Raw genomic sequence first — 17,030 nt, 5'->3', positions numbered from 1 at the left:
CCCCCCCCCCCCCCCCCCCCCCCCCCCCCCCCCCCCCCCCCCCCCCCCCCCCCCCCCCCCCCCCCCCCCCCCCCCCCCCCCCCCCCCCCCCCCCCCCCCCCCCCCCCCCCCCCCCCCCCCGGAGCCGGAGGCGGTGCTCACTGGACGAGCCCGATGTCCTCCAGCACGCCACGGACGCGCTGGCGCTCCTCGGCCAGGAATGCCTCGAACTCGTCACCGGCGAGGTAGGCGTCGGACCAGCCGCGCTCCTCGACCTCGCTCTGCCAGGCCTCGGACTCCTGCATCTCCGCCACCAGGGCGAGCAGCCGCTCGCGCGCCTCGTCCGAGATGTCGGGCGGACCGACGACACCGCGCCAGTTGGTCAGCTCCACGTCGTACCCGGCCTCGGTGAGGGTGGGTGCGTCGATGCCCTCGACGGGCTCCGCGCCGGTCACCGCCAGGGCCCGCAGCTCCCCCGCCTCGATCTGCTGGGCGTACTCGCCGACGCCGGAGATGCCGGCGTCCACCTGGCCGCCGAGCAGCGCGGCCAGCGACTCGCCGCCGCCGGAGAACGCCACGTAGTTGAGGTCCTCGATCGGCAGGTCCGCGGCCTGGAAGAGCAGCCCGGCCGCGATGTGGTCGGTGCCGCCGGCCGAGCCGCCGGCGATCGAGACGCCGCGCCCCTCGGTGCGGACGGCCTCGACCAGGTCGTCGACGCTCTGGTACGGCGAGGCAGCGGGGACGACGATGACCTCGTCCTCGGTGGTCAGCCGGGCCAGCGGCGTCACGTCGTCGAGGGTGGCCTGCGACTGGTTGGTCTCGACGGCGCCGACCATGACCAGCCCCATCACCATGAGGAAGTCCTCGCTGCGCTCGTTGGCGAGCTCGGCGAGGCCGACCGTGCCGCCGGCGCCGCCGACGTTCGTCACGCGGGTGCTGCCGACCAGCTGCTCCTCCTCGAGCGCCGCCGCGATGGCCCGGGCGGTCTGGTCCCACCCCCCGCCGGGGTCGGCCGGTGCCATGACCGCGAGCCGGTTGATCCGGTCGGCGCCGCCTCCCGAGCCGCCACTGCCGCCCTCGCTGCCGCAGCCGGTCAGGCCGACCGCCAGGGCGGCCGCGGCCGCGACGGATGCCGAACGCACGCGCCGGCGAACCGGCCGATGGACCGCGCGATGAGTGACTGTCATGGAGGACCTCCTCGTCCCGGAGCCGGACGGCTCGTGGTGCGCCGGACGCTAGGAGCGCCGGGACGGCGGGAGAATCCTGCGGTCGTACCGGTCGTATTGGTCGTTGTGGTCGCAGTCACATCCGACCTGCGGGCAGCGACAATGACCCGGTGCGCCGGACCATGACCCTGGGAGCCCAGCTCCTGCTGCTGCAGGTGGGCATCGTGCTGGTGACGCTGCTGCTCGCCGGCGCCGTCGCCGTGCACCACCAGCAGGAGCAGATCCGGGACGCCTATCGCCAGCAGGTGCTGACGGTCGCCAACAGCACCGCGCGGCTGCCGAGCGTGGTGGACGCCTACGGCACCGCTGACCCGAGCGAGACGCTGCAACCCCTGGCGGAGCTCATCCGGGAGGCCTCGGCGGTCACCTTCGTCGTCATCACGGACGCGAGCGGCATCCGGCACTCCCACCCCGATCCCGACCGGATCGGTCAGCGCGTGTCGACCGATCCGAGCACCACCCTGGCCGGTGAGGTCTTCGTCGGCACCGAGACCGGCACGCTCGGGGAGTCCCTGCGCGCCAAGGTGCCGGTGCGCGGCCCGGACGGCGCGGTCATCGGTGCGGTGTCGGTCGGCATCCTGGAACGCGAACTCGCCGCCGAGTTCGGCCGCGAGGCCCCCGCCCTCGTGGCCTGGCTCGGCGGCGCCGCGCTCGTCGGCGCCCTGGGGTCGGTGCTCGTCGTCCGGCTGCTTCGCCGCCGCATCTTCGGCCTCGAACCGGAGGAGATCGCCCGGTTGCTGGAGACCCGCGAGGCGATGCTGCACGGCATCCGCGAGGGGCTGGTGGCGGTCGACCAGAAGGGGCGGGTGGTCCTGGTCAACGATGAGGCGTCGCGGCTGCTCGACCTCCCGCCGGACGCCGTCGGCCGCCCGGCCGCCGAGGTCCTCGACACCGCCATGCTCCCGCTCGTGCTCGGTGACCGGCCGGTCACCGACGAGCTCGTGCTCTCCGGGGAGCGCTTGCTCGTCGCCAGCCGCACCCCCGCGGTCGTCGGCGGCCGCCGGATCGCCGACGTCCTCACCCTGCGGGACCGCACCGAGCTGTTCGGCGCGATGCGGGAGCTCGATGGCCAGCGGAACCTGACCAACACGCTCCGCGCGCAGGCGCACGAGTTCAGCAACCAGCTGCACGTCGTCCAGGGGCTGATCGAGCTCGACCGGCGGGACGAGGCGGTCGCCTTCATCGAGCGGATCGGCGGCGGCCGCCTGCTCGGTGGCGCCCCGCTGAGCACCGTCGTCGATCCTGGGGTGACGGCGCTCCTCCTGGCCAAGGCCGCGGTCGCCCGGGAGCGGGGCGTCCGGCTCGTGCTCGGGGCGGACAGCCGGCTGCCCGCCGGGCTCGGCGACGACGTCGTGACCGTGGTCGGCAACTTGGTGGACAACGCGGTCGACGCCACCGGGCAGGGCGGCGAGGTGCAGGTGCTCGTGCGCCAGGAGGACGACGGAACGGTGCTGGTGCAGGTCGACGACGACGGGCCGGGGGTGGCCCCGGTCGACCGGTCCCGGGTCTTCGACGTGGGCGTGACCACGAAGGGGCGGCCCGACGGCGACCACGGGCGCGGCATCGGGCTGGCCCTCGTCGCCCGCGTCGCGGCACGCCGGGGCGGGACGGCGGTGGTCACCGACTCCCCCACCGGCGGCGCCCGGGTCACCGTGCGGCTGCCCGGCTCGCGACAGCCCTCCCCCGGCGCGCTGGTCGCCCCGTGACCGGCGAGGTGCGGGTGCTCGTGGTCGACGACGACTTCGCCGTCGCCTCGGTCCACCGCGGCTACGTCGAGTCCCTCCCCGGCTTCACGGTGGTGGCCGAGGTGCACCGCGGGGTGCAGGCGGTGGAGGCGGTGCAGGCGCTCCGACCGGACCTGGTGCTGCTCGACGTCTACCTTCCCGACATCTCCGGCCTGGAGGTGCTCCGCCGGATCCGCGCCGCACCCGGCCCGCAGCCCGACGTCCTGGCGATCACCGCGGCGCGCGAGGTGGACACGGTGCGCCAGGCCATGACCGGCGGCGTCGTGGACTACCTGGTGAAGCCCTTTTCCCTGGCGACGTTCCGGGAGCGGCTGGAGGTCTACCGCGCCCACCGCACCGATGTGCTGCGGCGCAGCGGCGACACCGGAGGCCTGGAGCAGAGCGACGTCGACCGGCTGCTGGCCGGCCGGCGCCGCGGCGGTGTCGCGGGCTCGGTCACCGACCTGCCGAAGGGTCTCTCACCGAGGACCCTCGAAGCCGTGGCGCGCACGCTGCGCAGCGACCCCACCCGGGACCTGTCCGCCGGGGAGGTGGCCGAACGCTGCGGCCTCGCCCGCGTCAGCGCCCGCCGGTACCTCGAGCACCTGGAGCGCACCGGCCGGGCCGCGGTCTTCCCGCGGTACGGCGGCACCGGGCGGCCGGAGAACGGCTACCGGTGGGTGGACTGAGCGGCGTCAGCCGGTCAGCATCGGCCCCTCGTCCTTGAGCGCCACTCCGGAGGCCCCCAGTTCCCTGGCCGCCGTCAGCAGCCGGACCACGACGTCGGCCGCCTCCGCGTAGCCGAGCCCGTGCGGGGGGCGGACGTTGGAGACGCAGTTGCGCTCGGAGTCCGCCCGGCCCGGCCGCGGGTCCCAGGTGAGGTAGATGCCGAGCGAGTCGGCCGAGGAGAGACCGGGCCGCTCCCCGATGAGGACCACGACCACCCGCGCCCCGAGCGCCGCCCCGATCTGGTCGCCGAGGGCCACCCGCGCCTGGGCGGCGAGCACGACCGGGCCGACCGACCAGTCGACCAGCCGGTCCAGCAGCGCGGTCGCCAGGGCCGGCCCGTGCTCGTGCACCGCCCGCGGCGAGAGCCCGTCGGCGAGCACCAGCGCCACGTCGGCGTGCGCGCGGGGCAGGGTCGTCCCGGGGGCCAGCCGCCGGCCGAGGTCGGGTCGTTGCAGGTACTCGGCGCGGTCCGCGGCGGCCGAGTGGACCTCGAGCACCGGCAGCCCGCCGAGCCCGGCACGCACGATGGCGGGATCCAGGGCCGTGTGGACGGCGTCGCGCGCCACCGCGTGCGCCAGCCGGAACTCCAGCTCCCGCGCGGTGGGCAGGCCGTCGCCGGCGCGCCCCAGGGCGACCCGTGCCCGGGTCGCGCCGCGCAGCACCGCCCAGGGGTCGTTCCCGGCGATGCTCACGACTGCGCCGCCGCGAGCAGGGCCCTCGCCGCCGGGGCGTCGGCGGTCAGCGACCGCACCCGGCCGGCGTCGTCCAGCAGGTCCATCCGGGTCAGCCACGCCTCGAACTCCGGCGCCGGCCGGAGATCGAGCACCTGCCGTGCGGTGAGCACGTCGGAGAACGACAGCGACTGGTAGTGCAGCATGACGTCGTCCGATCCCGGGACGGCGATCACGAACGAGCAGCCCGCCGCCCCCAGCAGCAGCGTCAGGGTGTCGGTGTCGTCGGCGTCCACCTCGGCGTGGTTGGTGTAGCAGACGTCGACCCCCATGGGCAGGCCGAGCAGCTTGCCGCAGCAGTGGTCCTCCAGCCCAGCCCGGATCACCTGCTTGCCGTCGTAGAGGTACTCCGGCCCGATGAACCCCACCACGGTGTTGACCAGCAGCGGCTCGAAGTGCCGGGCGACGGCGTAGGCCCGGCACTCCAGGGTCTGCTGGTCCACCGGCCGGCCGTCGACGCCGCGGTGGGCGTCGGCCGACAGCGCCGAGCCCTGGCCGGTCTCGAAGTAGGTGACGTTGCGCCCGACCGTGCCCCGGCCGAGCTCCAGCGCGCCCGCCCGGGCCTCGGCGAGCAGGTCGAGCGTGACACCGAACCCGCGGTTGGCCGCCTGCGTGCCGGCGACCGACTGGAACACCAGGTCCACCGGCGCACCCTTCTCCAGGGCCCGCAGTGTCGTCGTCACGTGCGCCAGCACGCACGACTGGGTGGGGATGTCGTACCGCTGGATGACCGCGTCCACCAGCTCCAGGAGCGCGATCGTCCGCCCCGGGGAGTCGGTGGCCGGGTTGATGCCGATCACCGCGTCGCCCGAGCCCTGGAGCAGCCCGTCGACGATCGACGCGGTCACGCCCACCGGGTCGTCGGTCGGGTGGTTGGGCTGCAGCCGCGAGGCCAGCCGCCCGGGGAGACCCAGCGTGCTGCGCAGCCCGGTCACCACCCGCGCCCGGCGGCCGACGGCGACCAGGTCGGCGTTGCGCATCAACTTCGAGGTGGCCGCCACCATCTCCGGGGTGAGGCCGCGGGCCAGCCCGCTGATCGCCGCCTCGTCGCCGGCCGCGGCCCAGCCCAGCAGCCGGTCCCGGAACTCCCCCACGGTCAGGTCCGCCACCGGGGCGAAGGCGACCGGGTCGTGGGTGTCGAGGATCAGCCGGGTGACGTCGTCCTCGTCGTAGCCGACCACCTGCTCCTCCAGGAAGGTCGCCAGCGGCACGTCGGCGAGCACCGTCTGGGCGGCGACCCGCTGTGCGGCCGACTCCGCCGCGCACCCGGCCAGCACGTCGCCCGAGCGGGCCGGCGTCGCCTTGGCGAGCAGGTCGGACAGCGACGGGAACTCGTACGTGTGCCCGCCCAGCGTCGTGCGGCGGACGGTCATCGCACCTCCTCCTCGGCGGCGGCGAGCAGCTCGAACTCCTCCTCGGGCGCCGACGCCACCAGGTGGTGGCGGCTGTAGAGGGCGAAGTAGCCGAGGAAGACCGCGTAGGCGGCCAGCGTCCAGAGGGCGGCGACCTCGTCGACCAGGAAGGTGGCGACGACGGCGGCCGCGGCCAGCACCAGGGCGACGCCGGTGGTGACCGTGCCACCCGGGGTGCGGTACGGGCGGGGCAGCTCGGGCTCCCGGCGGCGCAGCACGATGTGGCTGACCATCATCAGCACGTAGGAGACCGTGGCCCCGAAGACGGCCATGTTCAGCAGCATCGCGCCCTGGCCGGTCAGCGAGAGCGCGAAGCCGATGGCGCCGGGCACCAGCAGGGCGAGCACCGGGGCCCGGCGGCCGTTGGTCACCGACAGCGCCCGCGGCAGGTAGCCGGCCCGGGACAGCGCGAACGTCTGCCGCGAGTAGGCGTAGATGATCGAGAAGAAGCTGGCCACCAGGCCGACCAGCCCGGCGTAGTTGATCAGCGTCGTCAGCCAGCCGGCGGCCCCGGCGACCTGGAGCGCCTCCACCGGCGGGTTGCCGCTGGCCGACATGGTCTCCGCGCCTCCGGCGCCGGCGGTGAACACCAGCATCAGCACGGCGAGCACCAGCAGCACCCCCATGGCCGCGACGATGCCCCGGGGCATCGAGCGGGCCGGGTCGCGGGCCTCCTCGGCGGCCAGCGGCACGCACTCCACCGCGAGGAAGAACCAGATCGCGAACGGGAACGCCGCCCAGACGCCCATCAGCCCGAACGGCAGGAAGCCCGAGGCGCCGGCGGCGTCGGTGGGCGCGATGTCGAGCAGGTTGGCCGAGTCGAAGGCCGGGACGGCCCCGACCAGGTAGACGACCAGCCCGGCGACGGCGATCCCCGCGATCACCAGCATCACCCTCAGCGCCTCGCCGACCCCCATGAGGTGGATGCCGATGAACAGCGCGTAGGCGGCCAGGTATACCCACCAGCCGTCGGTGATGCCGAACAGGCCGAGCGACTCCACGTACGCCCCGATGAAGGTGGCGATCGCCGCGGGGGCGATCGCGTACTCGATGAGCACCGCCACCCCGGTGGCGTACCCACCCCAGGGCCCCAGCGCGCGCCGGGCGAAGGTGTAGCCGCCCCCGGCCGTCGGCAGCGCCGATCCGAGTTCGGCCAGGCCGAACACCATCGCCGAGTACATGATCGCCATGAGGACGACGGCGATCAGCAGGCCCCCGAAGCCGCCCTCGGCCAGGCCGAAGTTCCAGCCCGCGTAGTCACCGGAGATGACCGCCGCGACCCCCAGCCCGGCCAGCAGCACCCACCCGGCGGTCCCGGTCCGCAGCTGCCGCTTCTGGTGGTAGCCGGCATCGACCGTCTCGGCCTCCACCCCCTGACGGTGGACCGGCCGGCCTGGACGTACTCGGGGTTCCGCGGTCATGCGCCGGCCTTCCGGTGAGCCCCCGCAGGTCGGGTGGGGTCAGCCTGGCCCCGCCCGGCCCCACGGGCAATGCCTTGCGACAGGACGGAACACGCTGTTCACACGGCCGCTCCCCCACCTGCGCCGCCGTCCGCGGTGCCGGCAACCCGCGTGATCACGGGCAGCCGGGGTATGACCCAGCTCCGACCTCTCCCAGGGAGTCCTCATGGCTCGTCACACACTGTCCCGCTCGCTGCACGACCTCGGCCTCTCCGCCTGGTTCGGTGGCACGCTCGCCAACGCCGTCGCCCTGAACGCGGCCGCCGGGGAGGCGGGGAGCGCCCCCGCCACCGGCCGGGTGGCCAACGCCGGCTGGGACCGCTGGACGCCGGTCAACGCCCTGGCCATCGGCGCCCACCTGATCGGCAGCGTGGGTCAGCTGCGGGCGGACAGGGAGCGGGTCGCGCAGCAGGAGGGCGTGGCCTCCATGTCGGGGATCAAGACCCTGCTCACCGTCGCAGCTCTCGGCGCGACGGCGTACAGCCGGGTCCTCGGCCAGCGGGTGTCGGCCGCAGGGTCGGTGCCGTCGCGGTCCGGGACCCGGCCGAGCAAGCGCACCAAGGCGGCCCGCGCCGACGTCGCCGCAGCACAGCAGCAGCTGGACACCCTGCAGTGGGTCATCCCCGCCCTGACCGGCGCGCTCGTCGCGGTCACCTCGTACGCGGGTGAGCAACAGCGCCCCAGCGAGGTGGCCAAGGGAGTCGCCGGTCGGTGAGCATGCGCTGACCCGGCCGGGCGACCCACCCGGTGCTCCGGGTCCCGGGGCCGACGCCGCACGGCGCGGGGGGCCTGACCCGTTCGGGCGGGCCCCTCCCGGCGCGCGGTGCCGGGCTGCGGGCTCACCCCGTCGAGCGCGGCGGCTGGGTGCGGTCGAGCCAGCTGACGGCCAGCACGTGCGGCAGCGTCAGCGCCGCCAGCAGCGGCAGGCCCGTGGCGACGAGTCCGCGCCAGCCGTCCGCCCAGGACCAGAGGGCGGCGAGCGCCAGCAGGACGGCGGCGGTCGGCGGGCCTGCCGCCAGGGCGAACCGGCGCAGCGGCAGGACCAGCCGTCCCGCGACCAGATCGGGGCCGCTCGCCGGGTCCTCGGCCAGCACGCGCGCCACGTGCCGCAGGGAGTGCCAGGCCCCGAAGTAGACACCGAAGGCGGCCAACGGCGGGACCACGAGGACCACCGCCGCCAGGAGGCCGACCTCCCCCGCCTCCAGCCACCGGCGGCGGCGGGCCAGGACGAACGCGAGCACTCCCCCCGCGCCGAGGAGCACCGCGACGGCTCCCGTCGCGACTCCGGGCGGTACGCCGCCCCAGCCCGGGGCCACGGCCTCGGTGAGCGCGCCGGTGTCGCTGCCGGGAACGCCCAGGCCGCGGAGCAGGGGCACCAGCAGCACGAGGCTCCCGAGGACAAGCGACGCCGCCGGCCGCGGCCGCACGGGGCGACCGGCGCGCAGATCGGCGAAGGCGGTCTCGCCGGTGCCGAAGTGCCATGCCGAGACCAGGACGAAGATCAGCAGCGCCGGGCCGGGCACGGCGGTGAAGGCTCCGTAGGCCCCGGCGGCCAGAGCGGCGTACGCGGCCCCGAAGACGGCGAGCCGGGTCGGCCGCCAGCCGAACCGCCACGCGGGTAGGAGGTGATCGACGGCCCCGTGCGGCAGCCCCAGGAGCAGCCCGGCGACCAGCACCGCCGCCGAGCCGGTGGCTCCCCAGCCACCGGGGGCGGCGACCTCGACCGCCAGGGCCGCCCCGGCCGCCACGCACGACCACCGGGTGGCGGCCCGGGCGGGAGCCCCGAACGGGGCCACGGGGGCGCGCCCGGTCGCCGAGGCGGCGACGCCCCCGGACACGCCGTCAGCCGCGGGCGGGGCGGACGCCCTCGCCCCGGGCCCGGCCGATCACCGCCGTCGAGATGCGGGTGAGCTCCGGGAGCACGGCGTCGCTCTTGTGCACGTTGCTCGACCACACCGGCTCGGTGTGGGTGTCGACGCCGGCGACGACGTCCTCGGCGGTCCGGAGCTTTGCGACCTTGTGGATCAGCACGCCGAAGCCGACCTTGGCCACGACATCGGTCACCGAGTAGCCGACCTGCATGGCGGTGAGCCAGGCCGGGGTGACGTCGACGAAGACCGGGACCGAGTAGATCAGCGGGTAGATGCCGAAGCTGCCGAGCAGGACGATCGTCGCGTTGCGGAGGGTGGTGGCGGCCTCCGTGCCCATGGTCGGCAGGGACGCCCGGACCGCCCCGATCAGCGCGACGTAGAGGTAGACGAGGAAGACCGTGCTGATCAGCCCCCACACCACCAGGGCCGTGGTGTCGCGGCCCTGGGCGATCACCTGCGACCCCATGTACCCGGTGACGATCATGAGGAAGGCCGCGGCCATGGTCGAGAAGCGCAGGTTGCGCGCCCTGGCGCCGGCGAGCGAGCACACCGCCAGCAGCTCCACCATCAGCAGCGGCACGGTGATCGACCAGTCGATGTAGCGGCTGCTGATCGTGTGCAGCGCCTCCGGGTTCGGCACGTACACGCCGCCCTGCAGCGTGAACCCGGCGTCCCACTTGCTGACCATGCGGGCGTAGGCGAGGGCCGCCACCGCCGCGAGGCAGAAGCCGGCGTAGGCCGAGGGGCGGTACCGCGCCGACACCTCCTCCCGGCTGGTCAGTGCGTAGAGGAAGTAGGCGAACAGCGCGAACCCCGCACCGAGGAGCGCCAGCTGGACGACGTCGTAGAGGCCCGGGGGCATCGTCTGCAGCTCGGGAGCGGGGGTCTCCATGCGCACTCCTGGATGTCGCGCGACGGCGACTCCCGGACCGGGCCGCCGCTTTCCGCCCGGTGCCGGGACGGTGCCGGGCCCCTACCCGCACCGCCCGTCCGCAACCGGACGGCGGACGACCCAGGGGCGGCGGCTCAGATGCTGCGCCAGCGGCCCTCGATCGCGTTGCCCTCGGGCCGGGACCGGAAGACGTTCCCCTCGGTGGGCTCCGTCTCGTCCCCGGCCAACGCCAGCCGCCGCAGCAGCGGCTCGACCAGCACGTCGTAGACCCCCGGCAGCAGCCGGAAGCCTGCCGTGACGACGTGGTTGAGCACCCCCGCCTGCACGACCCGGCGTGGCCGGTCGAGGGTGGACAGGACCCGGCGGGCCACCCGCTGCGGCGAGTAGACCGGCGGCGGGGGCCGCCCGGTGCTGCCCGCCCATGTCGCGCCCTGGGAGTAGATGGGAGTGTTCACGCCGCCCGGCTGGACGATGGAGACGGAGATCCGCGGCTCGTCCCGGGTCTCCTGCTGCAGCACGCGGGCGAGCGCCAGCTGACCCCACTTGGCGACGGCGTAGCTGCCCATGACCGGCGTCGTCACGTTCCCCAGCAGGGAGTTGACGACGACGAGGTGGCCTGCGCCCTGCCGCCGGAAGACCGGCAGGACGTGCCGCGCGACCGTGGCCGTGCCGTGCAGCGAGGTGTCGACGACCCGCTCGAAGACCTCCTTCGGCACGTCCTCGATGTGCCCGTAGGCCATCACCTGGGCGGAGTGCACGACGACGTCGAGGTGGCCGAGCTCGCGCACCGCGCCGGCGACCACCGCGGCGATCGCCTCCTCGTCCAGCACGTCGGCCGGGCAGACCATGACCGCGGCGGCGCCGGCGGCACGGAGCTCGTCGGCCGTCTCCTCCAGCGACGACCGGCCGCGCGCCACCAGCACCAGCCGCGCACCGCGGCCGGCCAGCTGCACGGCCGTCGCCCGGCCGATACCGCTGGACGCGCCGGTGATGAGCACGGTGAGCGGTGCTCCGCCGGAGTCGGGGATCGGCACGGAGTTCTCCTCGCTGGGGGTGAGTCCGGCGTCGCGGGCACCGGTTGTCCGCAACCGACTACCCGACCGGCCCGGCGGTCATGCGGTGCGCCGGTCCAGCTCGGCCAGCAGCCAGCCCGGCCCGCTGACGTCGACGCCGTCGGGCAGGCGGGCGCGCAGCCCCCGGTCGGCGGTGACCACCAGCACCTCGCGCCCGTTGCCGGCCAGCTCGGGCACGACGTCGGCGAGCGCGTCGTCCCCGCTCCCGCGGGCGCGCACCACCCGGACCCCGTCGGGCGCGGGAACGTCCCGGGCCTGCCCCTCCACGACGGCCACCACCTCGGTGCAGGTCAGCTCCTGCCCGCCGGGCCCGGGTACGGTCTGCCCGGCCAGCTCGGCGAGGCGGTCCAGGAAGCGGCCGGCCGCCCCCGCCCGGTCCCGCCACCAGCCGTCGGGACGGGCGCCGACCGCGTTGGCGACGTCCACCACCAGCACTGCCATCTCGTCCTCCCTCCGTGGGCGCCGCGCGAGGCGTGCTCGCGGCCCGTCCCGTGCGTCTCGCCGGGCCCTACGCTCCCGGCATGTGCCGGAACATCCGCCCGCTGGCGAACTTCGCGCCGCCGGCGGCCGACGAGGAGATCCACGCCGCCGCGCTGCAGTACGTGCGCAAGATCAGTGGCACGACCAAGCCGTCGCGCGCGAACGCCGAGGTGTTCGAGCGGGCGGTGGCGGAGGTGGCCGCGGCCTCGGCCCGGCTCCTCGACGCCCTGGTCACCACCGCCCCGCCCAAGGACCGCGAGGCGGAGGCAGCCAAGGCGCGGGCCCGGGCCGCCGCCCGCTACGGCGGCTGACCACTCGGCACGGCGTTCCCGGCCGTCGGGAACGCCGTGCCGCGCCCGGTCGCCCATCGGGCGGGCCGGTCAGTTCTCCGACGCCGGGCCGACGTCGTGCGGGTCGGGGGTGCGGAAGGTCGGGTCGTCCGGCGGGTCGGCGTCGTCGTTGCCGGCCCCCGTCGCGGGACGGTCGGTCTCCGGCGAGCGGTCGGGTTCCTCCCCGCCCTCCCCGAACCCGTCGGCGGGCGGGGGGGCGCCGGCTCCCGGGTCCGCGGCGGGGATGCCTTCGTCGGGTTGGCCGAGGTTCGGTTCCAGCGGGCTCCACATCGACATGCCGGTCCCCTACCCGGGCTCGGCGCCTTACTCCCCTCCGATCGCCGCCCGGCTGCCTGGGCTAGAAACGTCGGCATGACCTCCACCGGGACGTCCGTCCCCGAACTTCTGCTGCGCCGCGCCCGGTTCGCCGAGCTCACGCCCTTCGAGGTCTACGCCCTGTGCCGGCTGCGCGTCGACGTCTTCGTGGTCGAGCAGGAGTGCCCCTACCTCGAGCTCGACGGGCGCGACGTCGAGCCGGCCACCGAGCACCTCTGGTTCGAGGAGGCCGGTCAGGTGCTGGCGACCATCCGCGTCCTGGATGACGGCGCCACGCGCGCCATCGGCCGGGTGGCCACCGTGGCGGCGGCGCGCGGGCGGGGGTTGGCCGGGCGGCTGATCGAGCAGGCGCTGGCCGACCACGGGCACGGCCCGCTCACCCTGGGCGCGCAGGCGCATCTGGAGCAGTGGTACGGGCGGTTCGGCTTCCGCCGGAGCGGTCCGGGCTACCTCGAGGACGGCATCCCGCACGTCCCGATGCGCCGGGAACCACGGTGAGCGGCGCGCAGGTGCCGGCCGCCGCGGCCGACCTGGTGCGCGAGGCCGCGGACCGGCTGGAAGCGCTGGCCGCGTGCACCACGCCCGGTGACTGGCGTCTCGCCGGCCTCCTGGCCAGCCGGCCGGAGGTGGTCGCCCACGGTCCCGGCGGGGCCACCGAGCACGTCGCCGACGCCCGCGCGCGCAGCGCCGGGTGGATCACCGCCCTCTCCCCCGCGCTCGCCGGACCGCTCGCCGCCTGGCTGCGGGCGGCGTCCGCCGGGCAGCCGCCCCCGGAAGCGGTCGCGGTCGCCCGGCAGCTGCTGCACCGGCTGCCCTGACCCGCCTCCGCGCCGGCCCCGCCGTCTCCCCTGCGACCGTTCGTCGGCAGGACGGGGGCGGGAGCGCTCGTCGCGGGTATGGGGCGCGGATGCAGCCGCGCACGGGACCCGATCCCCTCGAGAACCCCGACGACCGGGACCCCGTCGAGGCACCGGACGCCCCGGAGCGGGAGGGCCTGGCCCGGCGGCTGGACAAGCCGATGGGTGCGCTCGGGCTGGTCTTCGTCCTGGTGGTGCTCGGCCAGTCCCTCGCCCGGCAGCCGTGGCTGACCACGACGCTGAGCGTCGTCGGCTGGGTGCTGTGGGCCGTCTTCGTGGCGGAGTTCATCCACCGGGCCGCCACGGCCCGCGACCAGCGCCGCTTCTGGACGCGCAACTGGTGGCAGGTGGTCTTCCTGGCGGTGCCGTTCCTGCGGTTCGCCCGCGCGCTGACGTTGCTGCGTGCGGCGCGGGTCGGCGGCGTCGTGTCGGCCGCGGTCCGTGGATCCCGCTCGGCGGGGCGCCTGCTGAGCGGCCGGATCGCCTGGCTCGGTGCGGTGACCGTCGTGGTGGTGCTGGCGTCCAGCCAGTTGCTGTACGTGCTCGGCGCCTACGACTCCTACGGCACGGCGCTCTACGACGCGGCCCTCGCCACGATCAGCGCCCGGCCGCTCACCGCCGACGCAGACGTCGCGCGCGTCCTGGACATCGCCCTGGCCACCTACTCGGTGGCCGTGTTCGCGACGCTGGCCGGTGCGCTCGGCGCGTTCTTCCTCGAGCGGCGTGACGACGGAAACGTGGCCGCCCGGGGAGCGTGACGCCGGGCACCGGGCGTGCGACCGCGGCCCGCGGGGTAGCCGCCCCGCCATGAGCGACGACGTGACCACAGGTGGGTACGCCGAACGGCTGGGCGCCCGCCCGGAATCGGCCGGCGAGGGCGCGGCCCGGATGGAATTCGAGGTGACCGAGGAGCACCTCAACCCGGCCGGCACCCTGCACGGCGGGGTGCTGGCGACGCTCGTCGACACCGCGATGGGCCAGGCGGTGCGGACCACCACCGGTGACGGCGAGGTGCCCGCGACCAGCCAGCTGACGGTCACCTACCTGCGGCCGGGGAAGCCAGGCGCCCTGCAGGTCACCGCCCGGCTGCGGACGCGGGGCGAGCACCTGACGGTCTGCGAGGCGGACGTGGAGCAGGACGGCAAGGCGCTGGTCCACGCCGTCGCGACCTTCGCGCTGCTGGGTTCCTGACCCAGGGTCACCCGGGCAGCGGCGCGGGCACCTCCTGGACGACGGACGGGACCGCCGCCCCCTGGTCGTCGTCCTGGTCGTCGGTCCTGGTCTGGGCGACGACGAGGATGTAGGTGAAGATCCCGGCGATGACGAGCAGGATGCCGAGCGGGATCAGGATGCGGCCGAGCCTCCTGCCCTTCGGGGTGCCCTCCCCGGCGCTCCGGTCGTCGTCGCCGCGGTGGTCGGGGTGCGCCATGGGTGGTCTCCTGGGGTCGGTGGAGCGGGGTGGGCCCGCCCGGGGGCCGGCCACCTCCTTCATGCCCGCGCTACCGGGCGTCACTCCCCGCGGCCGCGACCGGCGCAGCGACCGCGGGCGGAGGACGATCGGGGTATGACCACCGCCACCTGGAACGGCGTCGTCGTCGCCGAGTCCGACGACATCGTCACCGTCGAGGGCAACGCCTATTTCCCCCGCGCAGCCGTCCGCGACGACGTGCTGCGCCCCTCGGAGAAGCAGACCGTCTGCCCCTGGAAGGGCACCGCCTCCTACTACAGCCTGGAGGTCGACGGGCAGCGCAACCCGGATGCCGCCTGGTACTACCCGGAGCCGAAGGACGCCGCGAAGCAGATCTCGGGCAGGGTGGCGTTCTGGAAGGGCGTGGAGGTGCGCTGACCTCGTCGGTCAGCGGCCGGGGCGGGTGCCGGCGAGCTCGCGGGCCGACGCGGCGGCCTCGGCGTCGAGCTGGCGGTCGATCGACTCGGTGAAGGAGTCCCAGGCCTGCTCCGGCGTGATCCCCAGCGCGGCAGCGATCTGGTCCCACTCCGCACCCCCGCGCAGCGCGGCGCGGATCCCGACCAGCTGGCTGTCGTGCGCGCGGCGCGAGACGACCTCGCCCAGGGCGAGCAGCTCCAGCGCCTCGTACACGTCGAGCTGGGTACCGGTGTCGCGCAGGGAGGCCGACCAGTCGTCGGCGTCGTCGTCACGGACGGTGTTCAGAGCGGTATCGCCGTTGTCGCGGCGACTCAGGAAGTCGAGCCGCGTGGCGGCCGTCGTCAGCGAGAACTCCGCCTCGAGGGCCTCGGGTGTGATGGTCATGGGTCGAGCTTCCCCTTCGACGTAAGAGCGCCAAACCCGGCGCAGGCGGGATTTCACCCACGCGGAGGGCCCGCACCCCCCGTGGGGATGCGGGCCCTCCGCGTGCTGGCCCCGTCCCGAGGCTCACCCCGAGCCTGCGAGGGGTGAGGAGGACGGGGTCCTCTTTCACTTGTCGACGCCGACGGCTTCCTTGGCCAGGGCGGCCAGCTGCGTCTGCGCGGCGCTCGCCACGTTCGACCGGTTCTTGTGGGTCTCCTCGTAGCGGATGATCACGTTGACGTCGTGCGGCGTCTTCAGCTGCTTGATCGCCTTGACGGCGTCCTGCACCGACATCGAGTCGTAGGCCTTGATCGGCAGCTCGTCGGCGGTGACGTCGCCCAGCTCCTCGCGGGTGGCCCGGGCGGCGTCGGCGGCGTCCTGGTTGCCCTCGCGCTGCGCGATCCGCTCGGCGCGGCGCAGCGAGGCGGCGCGGCCGACGGTGAGGGTCTCGCGGACGGCCCCGGTGAACGCCGACGCGCGGTCACCCGCGGCGGAGAACCGGTCGGAGGTCTCCTCACCGGCGTGCCGCACGGTGTCGACGGCGTGGTTGACCGTGTTGGCCCAGAAGCGGACCGGCGCGTTGACGCCACGGGCCACGGCACCGGCGACCTTCTGCACCGGGGTGGCGACGAGCGCCGCCGGGCCGCCCAGGGCCTCCTCGGCCAGGACCACGGTGAGCCACTCGACGGTCGCCTGGTGCGCCTCGACGAGCTTCTCGGCCAGGCGCTGGGTCTCGACGTCACCGGCGGTCTCGGCGAGCACCTTGAGGTAGGTGGCGCGGTCGAGCAGCTGGTGCTCGAGCTGCAGGTCCTGCAGGAGCGCCTCCTCGATGGAGGTCGACTGCTCGAAGGTGGCCTTGAGGGCGGCGGAGAGCCGGCCGACGACCGGCGTCACGACGTCGGGGACACCACCGAGGGCGCGCAGCCGCTCGGTGATCTCGAGCGTGCGGGCCGCGGCGTTGTCGGCGTTCTGGGTGAGCTCCCGACGGACGGCGTCGGTGCGGGCCTGGCTGATCCGCGTCCGTGCGATCTGCTCCTCGGTCTGCGTGAGCAGGACGAGGGCGCGCAACTGGTTGATCATCTTGGCGTTGTTGTCGGTCATGGGGGATGCAGCTCCAGAGATCGAGGATGACCTGACGTCTCTGTGTGTGCCCCGGATCCTCCGCGTGCTAACAAGAGCAAGCGGATTGCTAGCAGTGAGCCTCGTCACCCGGACGGGTGACGAGGCCCTGACCGCGACGGCCGCTCGGCTCAGCCGGCCTGGGCCGGCAGGTTCTCCTGGGCGTGCGCGCGCCGCGGCCGGACGTCGAAGCGCAGCACCGGCTGGGTCATGTCGTCGGTGACCTCGTAGGGCGGGCGCGGGGCCAGGCGGACCGGGCGGGGCGGCAGCGACGACGGCGGCATGGTCTTGCCGCAGCCGACGCAGTAGCGGCCTCGCTGGTGCACGGCTCCGCAGTGCGCGCAGGTCATGTCGTCTCCTCGGGGTCGGTACCGGCACGGACAGACGGACCCTCGCAGGCCGCAGCCCCGGGTTGCAGTCGGATCTGACGGGTGGGACGAGCCGTTACCCGAACGTCATGAGCGACCCGTTTCCGAATTCCGCTCCCCGGACCTGCCTCGTGCG

At 75.0% G+C, this 17,030-nt stretch carries 22 protein-coding genes; 9 read left to right on the top strand and 13 right to left on the bottom strand.

What is annotated here, in order from left to right:
- Positions 1–137 precede the first annotated feature (137 nt).
- Positions 138–1,121, bottom strand: coding sequence for a Bug family tripartite tricarboxylate transporter substrate binding protein (locus ACI8AP_RS06820; RefSeq protein WP_456588585.1), 984 nt, complete (start codon positions 1,119–1,121; stop codon positions 138–140).
- Positions 1,122–1,315: 194 nt separating this feature from the next.
- Here ACI8AP_RS06820 and ACI8AP_RS06815 point away from each other — a divergent pair, with 194 nt between their 5' ends.
- On the top strand, positions 1,316–2,911 hold the full coding sequence (locus ACI8AP_RS06815; protein ID WP_456588584.1) for an ATP-binding protein: 1,596 nt from the start codon (positions 1,316–1,318) through the stop codon (positions 2,909–2,911).
- Positions 2,908–3,618, top strand: coding sequence for a response regulator (locus tag ACI8AP_RS06810; RefSeq protein ID WP_456588583.1), 711 nt, complete (start codon positions 2,908–2,910; stop codon positions 3,616–3,618). Before ACI8AP_RS06815 ends, ACI8AP_RS06810 begins: the two co-directional genes overlap by 4 nt.
- Before the next feature lie 6 nt (positions 3,619–3,624).
- On the opposite strand, the gene eutC is transcribed toward ACI8AP_RS06810, so the two are convergent.
- Genes eutC through eat form a run of 3 tightly spaced genes read right to left on the bottom strand, consistent with a single transcriptional unit; the run spans position 3,625 to position 7,171 of the window.
- Entirely contained in the window at positions 3,625–4,350 is a 726-nt protein-coding gene (eutC, locus tag ACI8AP_RS06805) for an ethanolamine ammonia-lyase subunit EutC (protein WP_456588582.1), read from the bottom strand.
- Positions 4,347–5,762 (bottom strand): ethanolamine ammonia-lyase subunit EutB, encoded by a 1,416-nt coding sequence (locus ACI8AP_RS06800; protein WP_456588581.1) that lies wholly within the window; start codon positions 5,760–5,762, stop codon positions 4,347–4,349. Before ACI8AP_RS06800 ends, eutC begins: the two co-directional genes overlap by 4 nt.
- Complete coding sequence (gene eat, locus ACI8AP_RS06795) at positions 5,759–7,171, bottom strand: ethanolamine permease (RefSeq protein ID WP_456588580.1); 1,413 nt, start codon at positions 7,169–7,171, stop codon at positions 5,759–5,761. The genes ACI8AP_RS06800 and eat overlap by 4 nt, the downstream gene beginning before the upstream one ends.
- Before the next feature lie 256 nt (positions 7,172–7,427).
- Here eat and ACI8AP_RS06790 point away from each other — a divergent pair, with 256 nt between their 5' ends.
- Complete coding sequence (locus tag ACI8AP_RS06790; protein WP_456588579.1) at positions 7,428–7,976, top strand: hypothetical protein; 549 nt, start codon at positions 7,428–7,430, stop codon at positions 7,974–7,976.
- Between the two features lie 124 nt (positions 7,977–8,100).
- On the opposite strand, the gene ACI8AP_RS06785 is transcribed toward ACI8AP_RS06790, so the two are convergent.
- The 4 genes from ACI8AP_RS06785 to ACI8AP_RS06770 all read right to left on the bottom strand — a co-directional run bounded on the left by ACI8AP_RS06785 (position 8,101) and on the right by ACI8AP_RS06770 (position 11,538).
- Positions 8,101–9,009 carry a Brp/Blh family beta-carotene 15,15'-dioxygenase gene (locus ACI8AP_RS06785; protein ID WP_456588578.1) on the bottom strand — a complete coding sequence of 303 codons (909 nt, stop codon included), beginning with the start codon at positions 9,007–9,009 and terminating at the stop codon, positions 8,101–8,103.
- A gap of 94 nt (positions 9,010–9,103) precedes the next feature.
- Positions 9,104–10,024, bottom strand: coding sequence for a bacteriorhodopsin (locus tag ACI8AP_RS06780; protein ID WP_456588577.1), 921 nt, complete (start codon positions 10,022–10,024; stop codon positions 9,104–9,106).
- Positions 10,025–10,158: 134 nt separating this feature from the next.
- Positions 10,159–11,058: an SDR family NAD(P)-dependent oxidoreductase gene (locus ACI8AP_RS06775; RefSeq protein WP_456588576.1), complete on the bottom strand. Its 900-nt coding sequence runs from the start codon at positions 11,056–11,058 to the stop codon at positions 10,159–10,161.
- Between the two features lie 78 nt (positions 11,059–11,136).
- The gene (locus ACI8AP_RS06770) at positions 11,137–11,538 is read right to left on the bottom strand and encodes a hypothetical protein (RefSeq protein ID WP_456588575.1); all 402 of its coding nucleotides are present in this window, start codon (positions 11,536–11,538) and stop codon (positions 11,137–11,139) included.
- Between the two features lie 80 nt (positions 11,539–11,618).
- On the opposite strand from ACI8AP_RS06770, the gene ACI8AP_RS06765 reads away from it, so the two are divergent.
- The gene (locus ACI8AP_RS06765) at positions 11,619–11,888 is read left to right on the top strand and encodes a DUF2277 domain-containing protein (protein WP_456588574.1); all 270 of its coding nucleotides are present in this window, start codon (positions 11,619–11,621) and stop codon (positions 11,886–11,888) included.
- A gap of 69 nt (positions 11,889–11,957) precedes the next feature.
- Here the strand turns inward: ACI8AP_RS06765 and ACI8AP_RS06760 are convergent, their stop codons facing one another.
- On the bottom strand, positions 11,958–12,203 hold the full coding sequence (locus tag ACI8AP_RS06760; RefSeq protein WP_456588573.1) for a hypothetical protein: 246 nt from the start codon (positions 12,201–12,203) through the stop codon (positions 11,958–11,960).
- A gap of 75 nt (positions 12,204–12,278) precedes the next feature.
- Between ACI8AP_RS06760 and ACI8AP_RS06755 the strand changes: the two genes are divergently transcribed.
- From ACI8AP_RS06755 to ACI8AP_RS06740, 4 genes are all read left to right on the top strand, one after another.
- Complete coding sequence (locus ACI8AP_RS06755) at positions 12,279–12,740, top strand: GNAT family N-acetyltransferase (protein ID WP_456588572.1); 462 nt, start codon at positions 12,279–12,281, stop codon at positions 12,738–12,740.
- The gene (locus ACI8AP_RS06750) at positions 12,737–13,060 is read left to right on the top strand and encodes a hypothetical protein (protein ID WP_456588571.1); all 324 of its coding nucleotides are present in this window, start codon (positions 12,737–12,739) and stop codon (positions 13,058–13,060) included. The genes ACI8AP_RS06755 and ACI8AP_RS06750 overlap by 4 nt, the downstream gene beginning before the upstream one ends.
- An 89-nt stretch (positions 13,061–13,149) precedes the next feature.
- Entirely contained in the window at positions 13,150–13,857 is a 708-nt protein-coding gene (locus ACI8AP_RS06745; RefSeq protein ID WP_456588570.1) for a hypothetical protein, read from the top strand.
- Between the two features lie 49 nt (positions 13,858–13,906).
- The gene (locus tag ACI8AP_RS06740) at positions 13,907–14,290 is read left to right on the top strand and encodes a PaaI family thioesterase (protein ID WP_456588569.1); all 384 of its coding nucleotides are present in this window, start codon (positions 13,907–13,909) and stop codon (positions 14,288–14,290) included.
- A 7-nt stretch (positions 14,291–14,297) separates the two neighbouring features.
- Here the strand turns inward: ACI8AP_RS06740 and ACI8AP_RS06735 are convergent, their stop codons facing one another.
- Complete coding sequence (locus tag ACI8AP_RS06735; RefSeq protein ID WP_456588568.1) at positions 14,298–14,528, bottom strand: hypothetical protein; 231 nt, start codon at positions 14,526–14,528, stop codon at positions 14,298–14,300.
- 135 nt (positions 14,529–14,663) lie between these two features.
- On the opposite strand from ACI8AP_RS06735, the gene ACI8AP_RS06730 reads away from it, so the two are divergent.
- On the top strand, positions 14,664–14,945 hold the full coding sequence (locus tag ACI8AP_RS06730; protein WP_456588567.1) for a DUF427 domain-containing protein: 282 nt from the start codon (positions 14,664–14,666) through the stop codon (positions 14,943–14,945).
- Between the two features lie 9 nt (positions 14,946–14,954).
- On the opposite strand, the gene ACI8AP_RS06725 is transcribed toward ACI8AP_RS06730, so the two are convergent.
- The 3 genes from ACI8AP_RS06725 to ACI8AP_RS06715 all read right to left on the bottom strand — a co-directional run bounded on the left by ACI8AP_RS06725 (position 14,955) and on the right by ACI8AP_RS06715 (position 16,876).
- A complete protein-coding gene (locus ACI8AP_RS06725; protein WP_456588566.1) occupies positions 14,955–15,368 on the bottom strand; it encodes a hypothetical protein in 414 nt (137 codons plus the stop codon).
- Between the two features lie 165 nt (positions 15,369–15,533).
- Positions 15,534–16,508 (bottom strand): ferritin-like domain-containing protein, encoded by a 975-nt coding sequence (locus ACI8AP_RS06720; RefSeq protein WP_456588565.1) that lies wholly within the window; start codon positions 16,506–16,508, stop codon positions 15,534–15,536.
- Between the two features lie 149 nt (positions 16,509–16,657).
- The gene (locus tag ACI8AP_RS06715; RefSeq protein WP_456588564.1) at positions 16,658–16,876 is read right to left on the bottom strand and encodes a hypothetical protein; all 219 of its coding nucleotides are present in this window, start codon (positions 16,874–16,876) and stop codon (positions 16,658–16,660) included.
- Positions 16,877–17,030 lie beyond the last annotated feature (154 nt).

The organism is Blastococcus sp. SYSU DS1021, from assembly GCF_054050995.1.
This window is presented reverse-complemented; position numbering and strand designations above follow the sequence as displayed.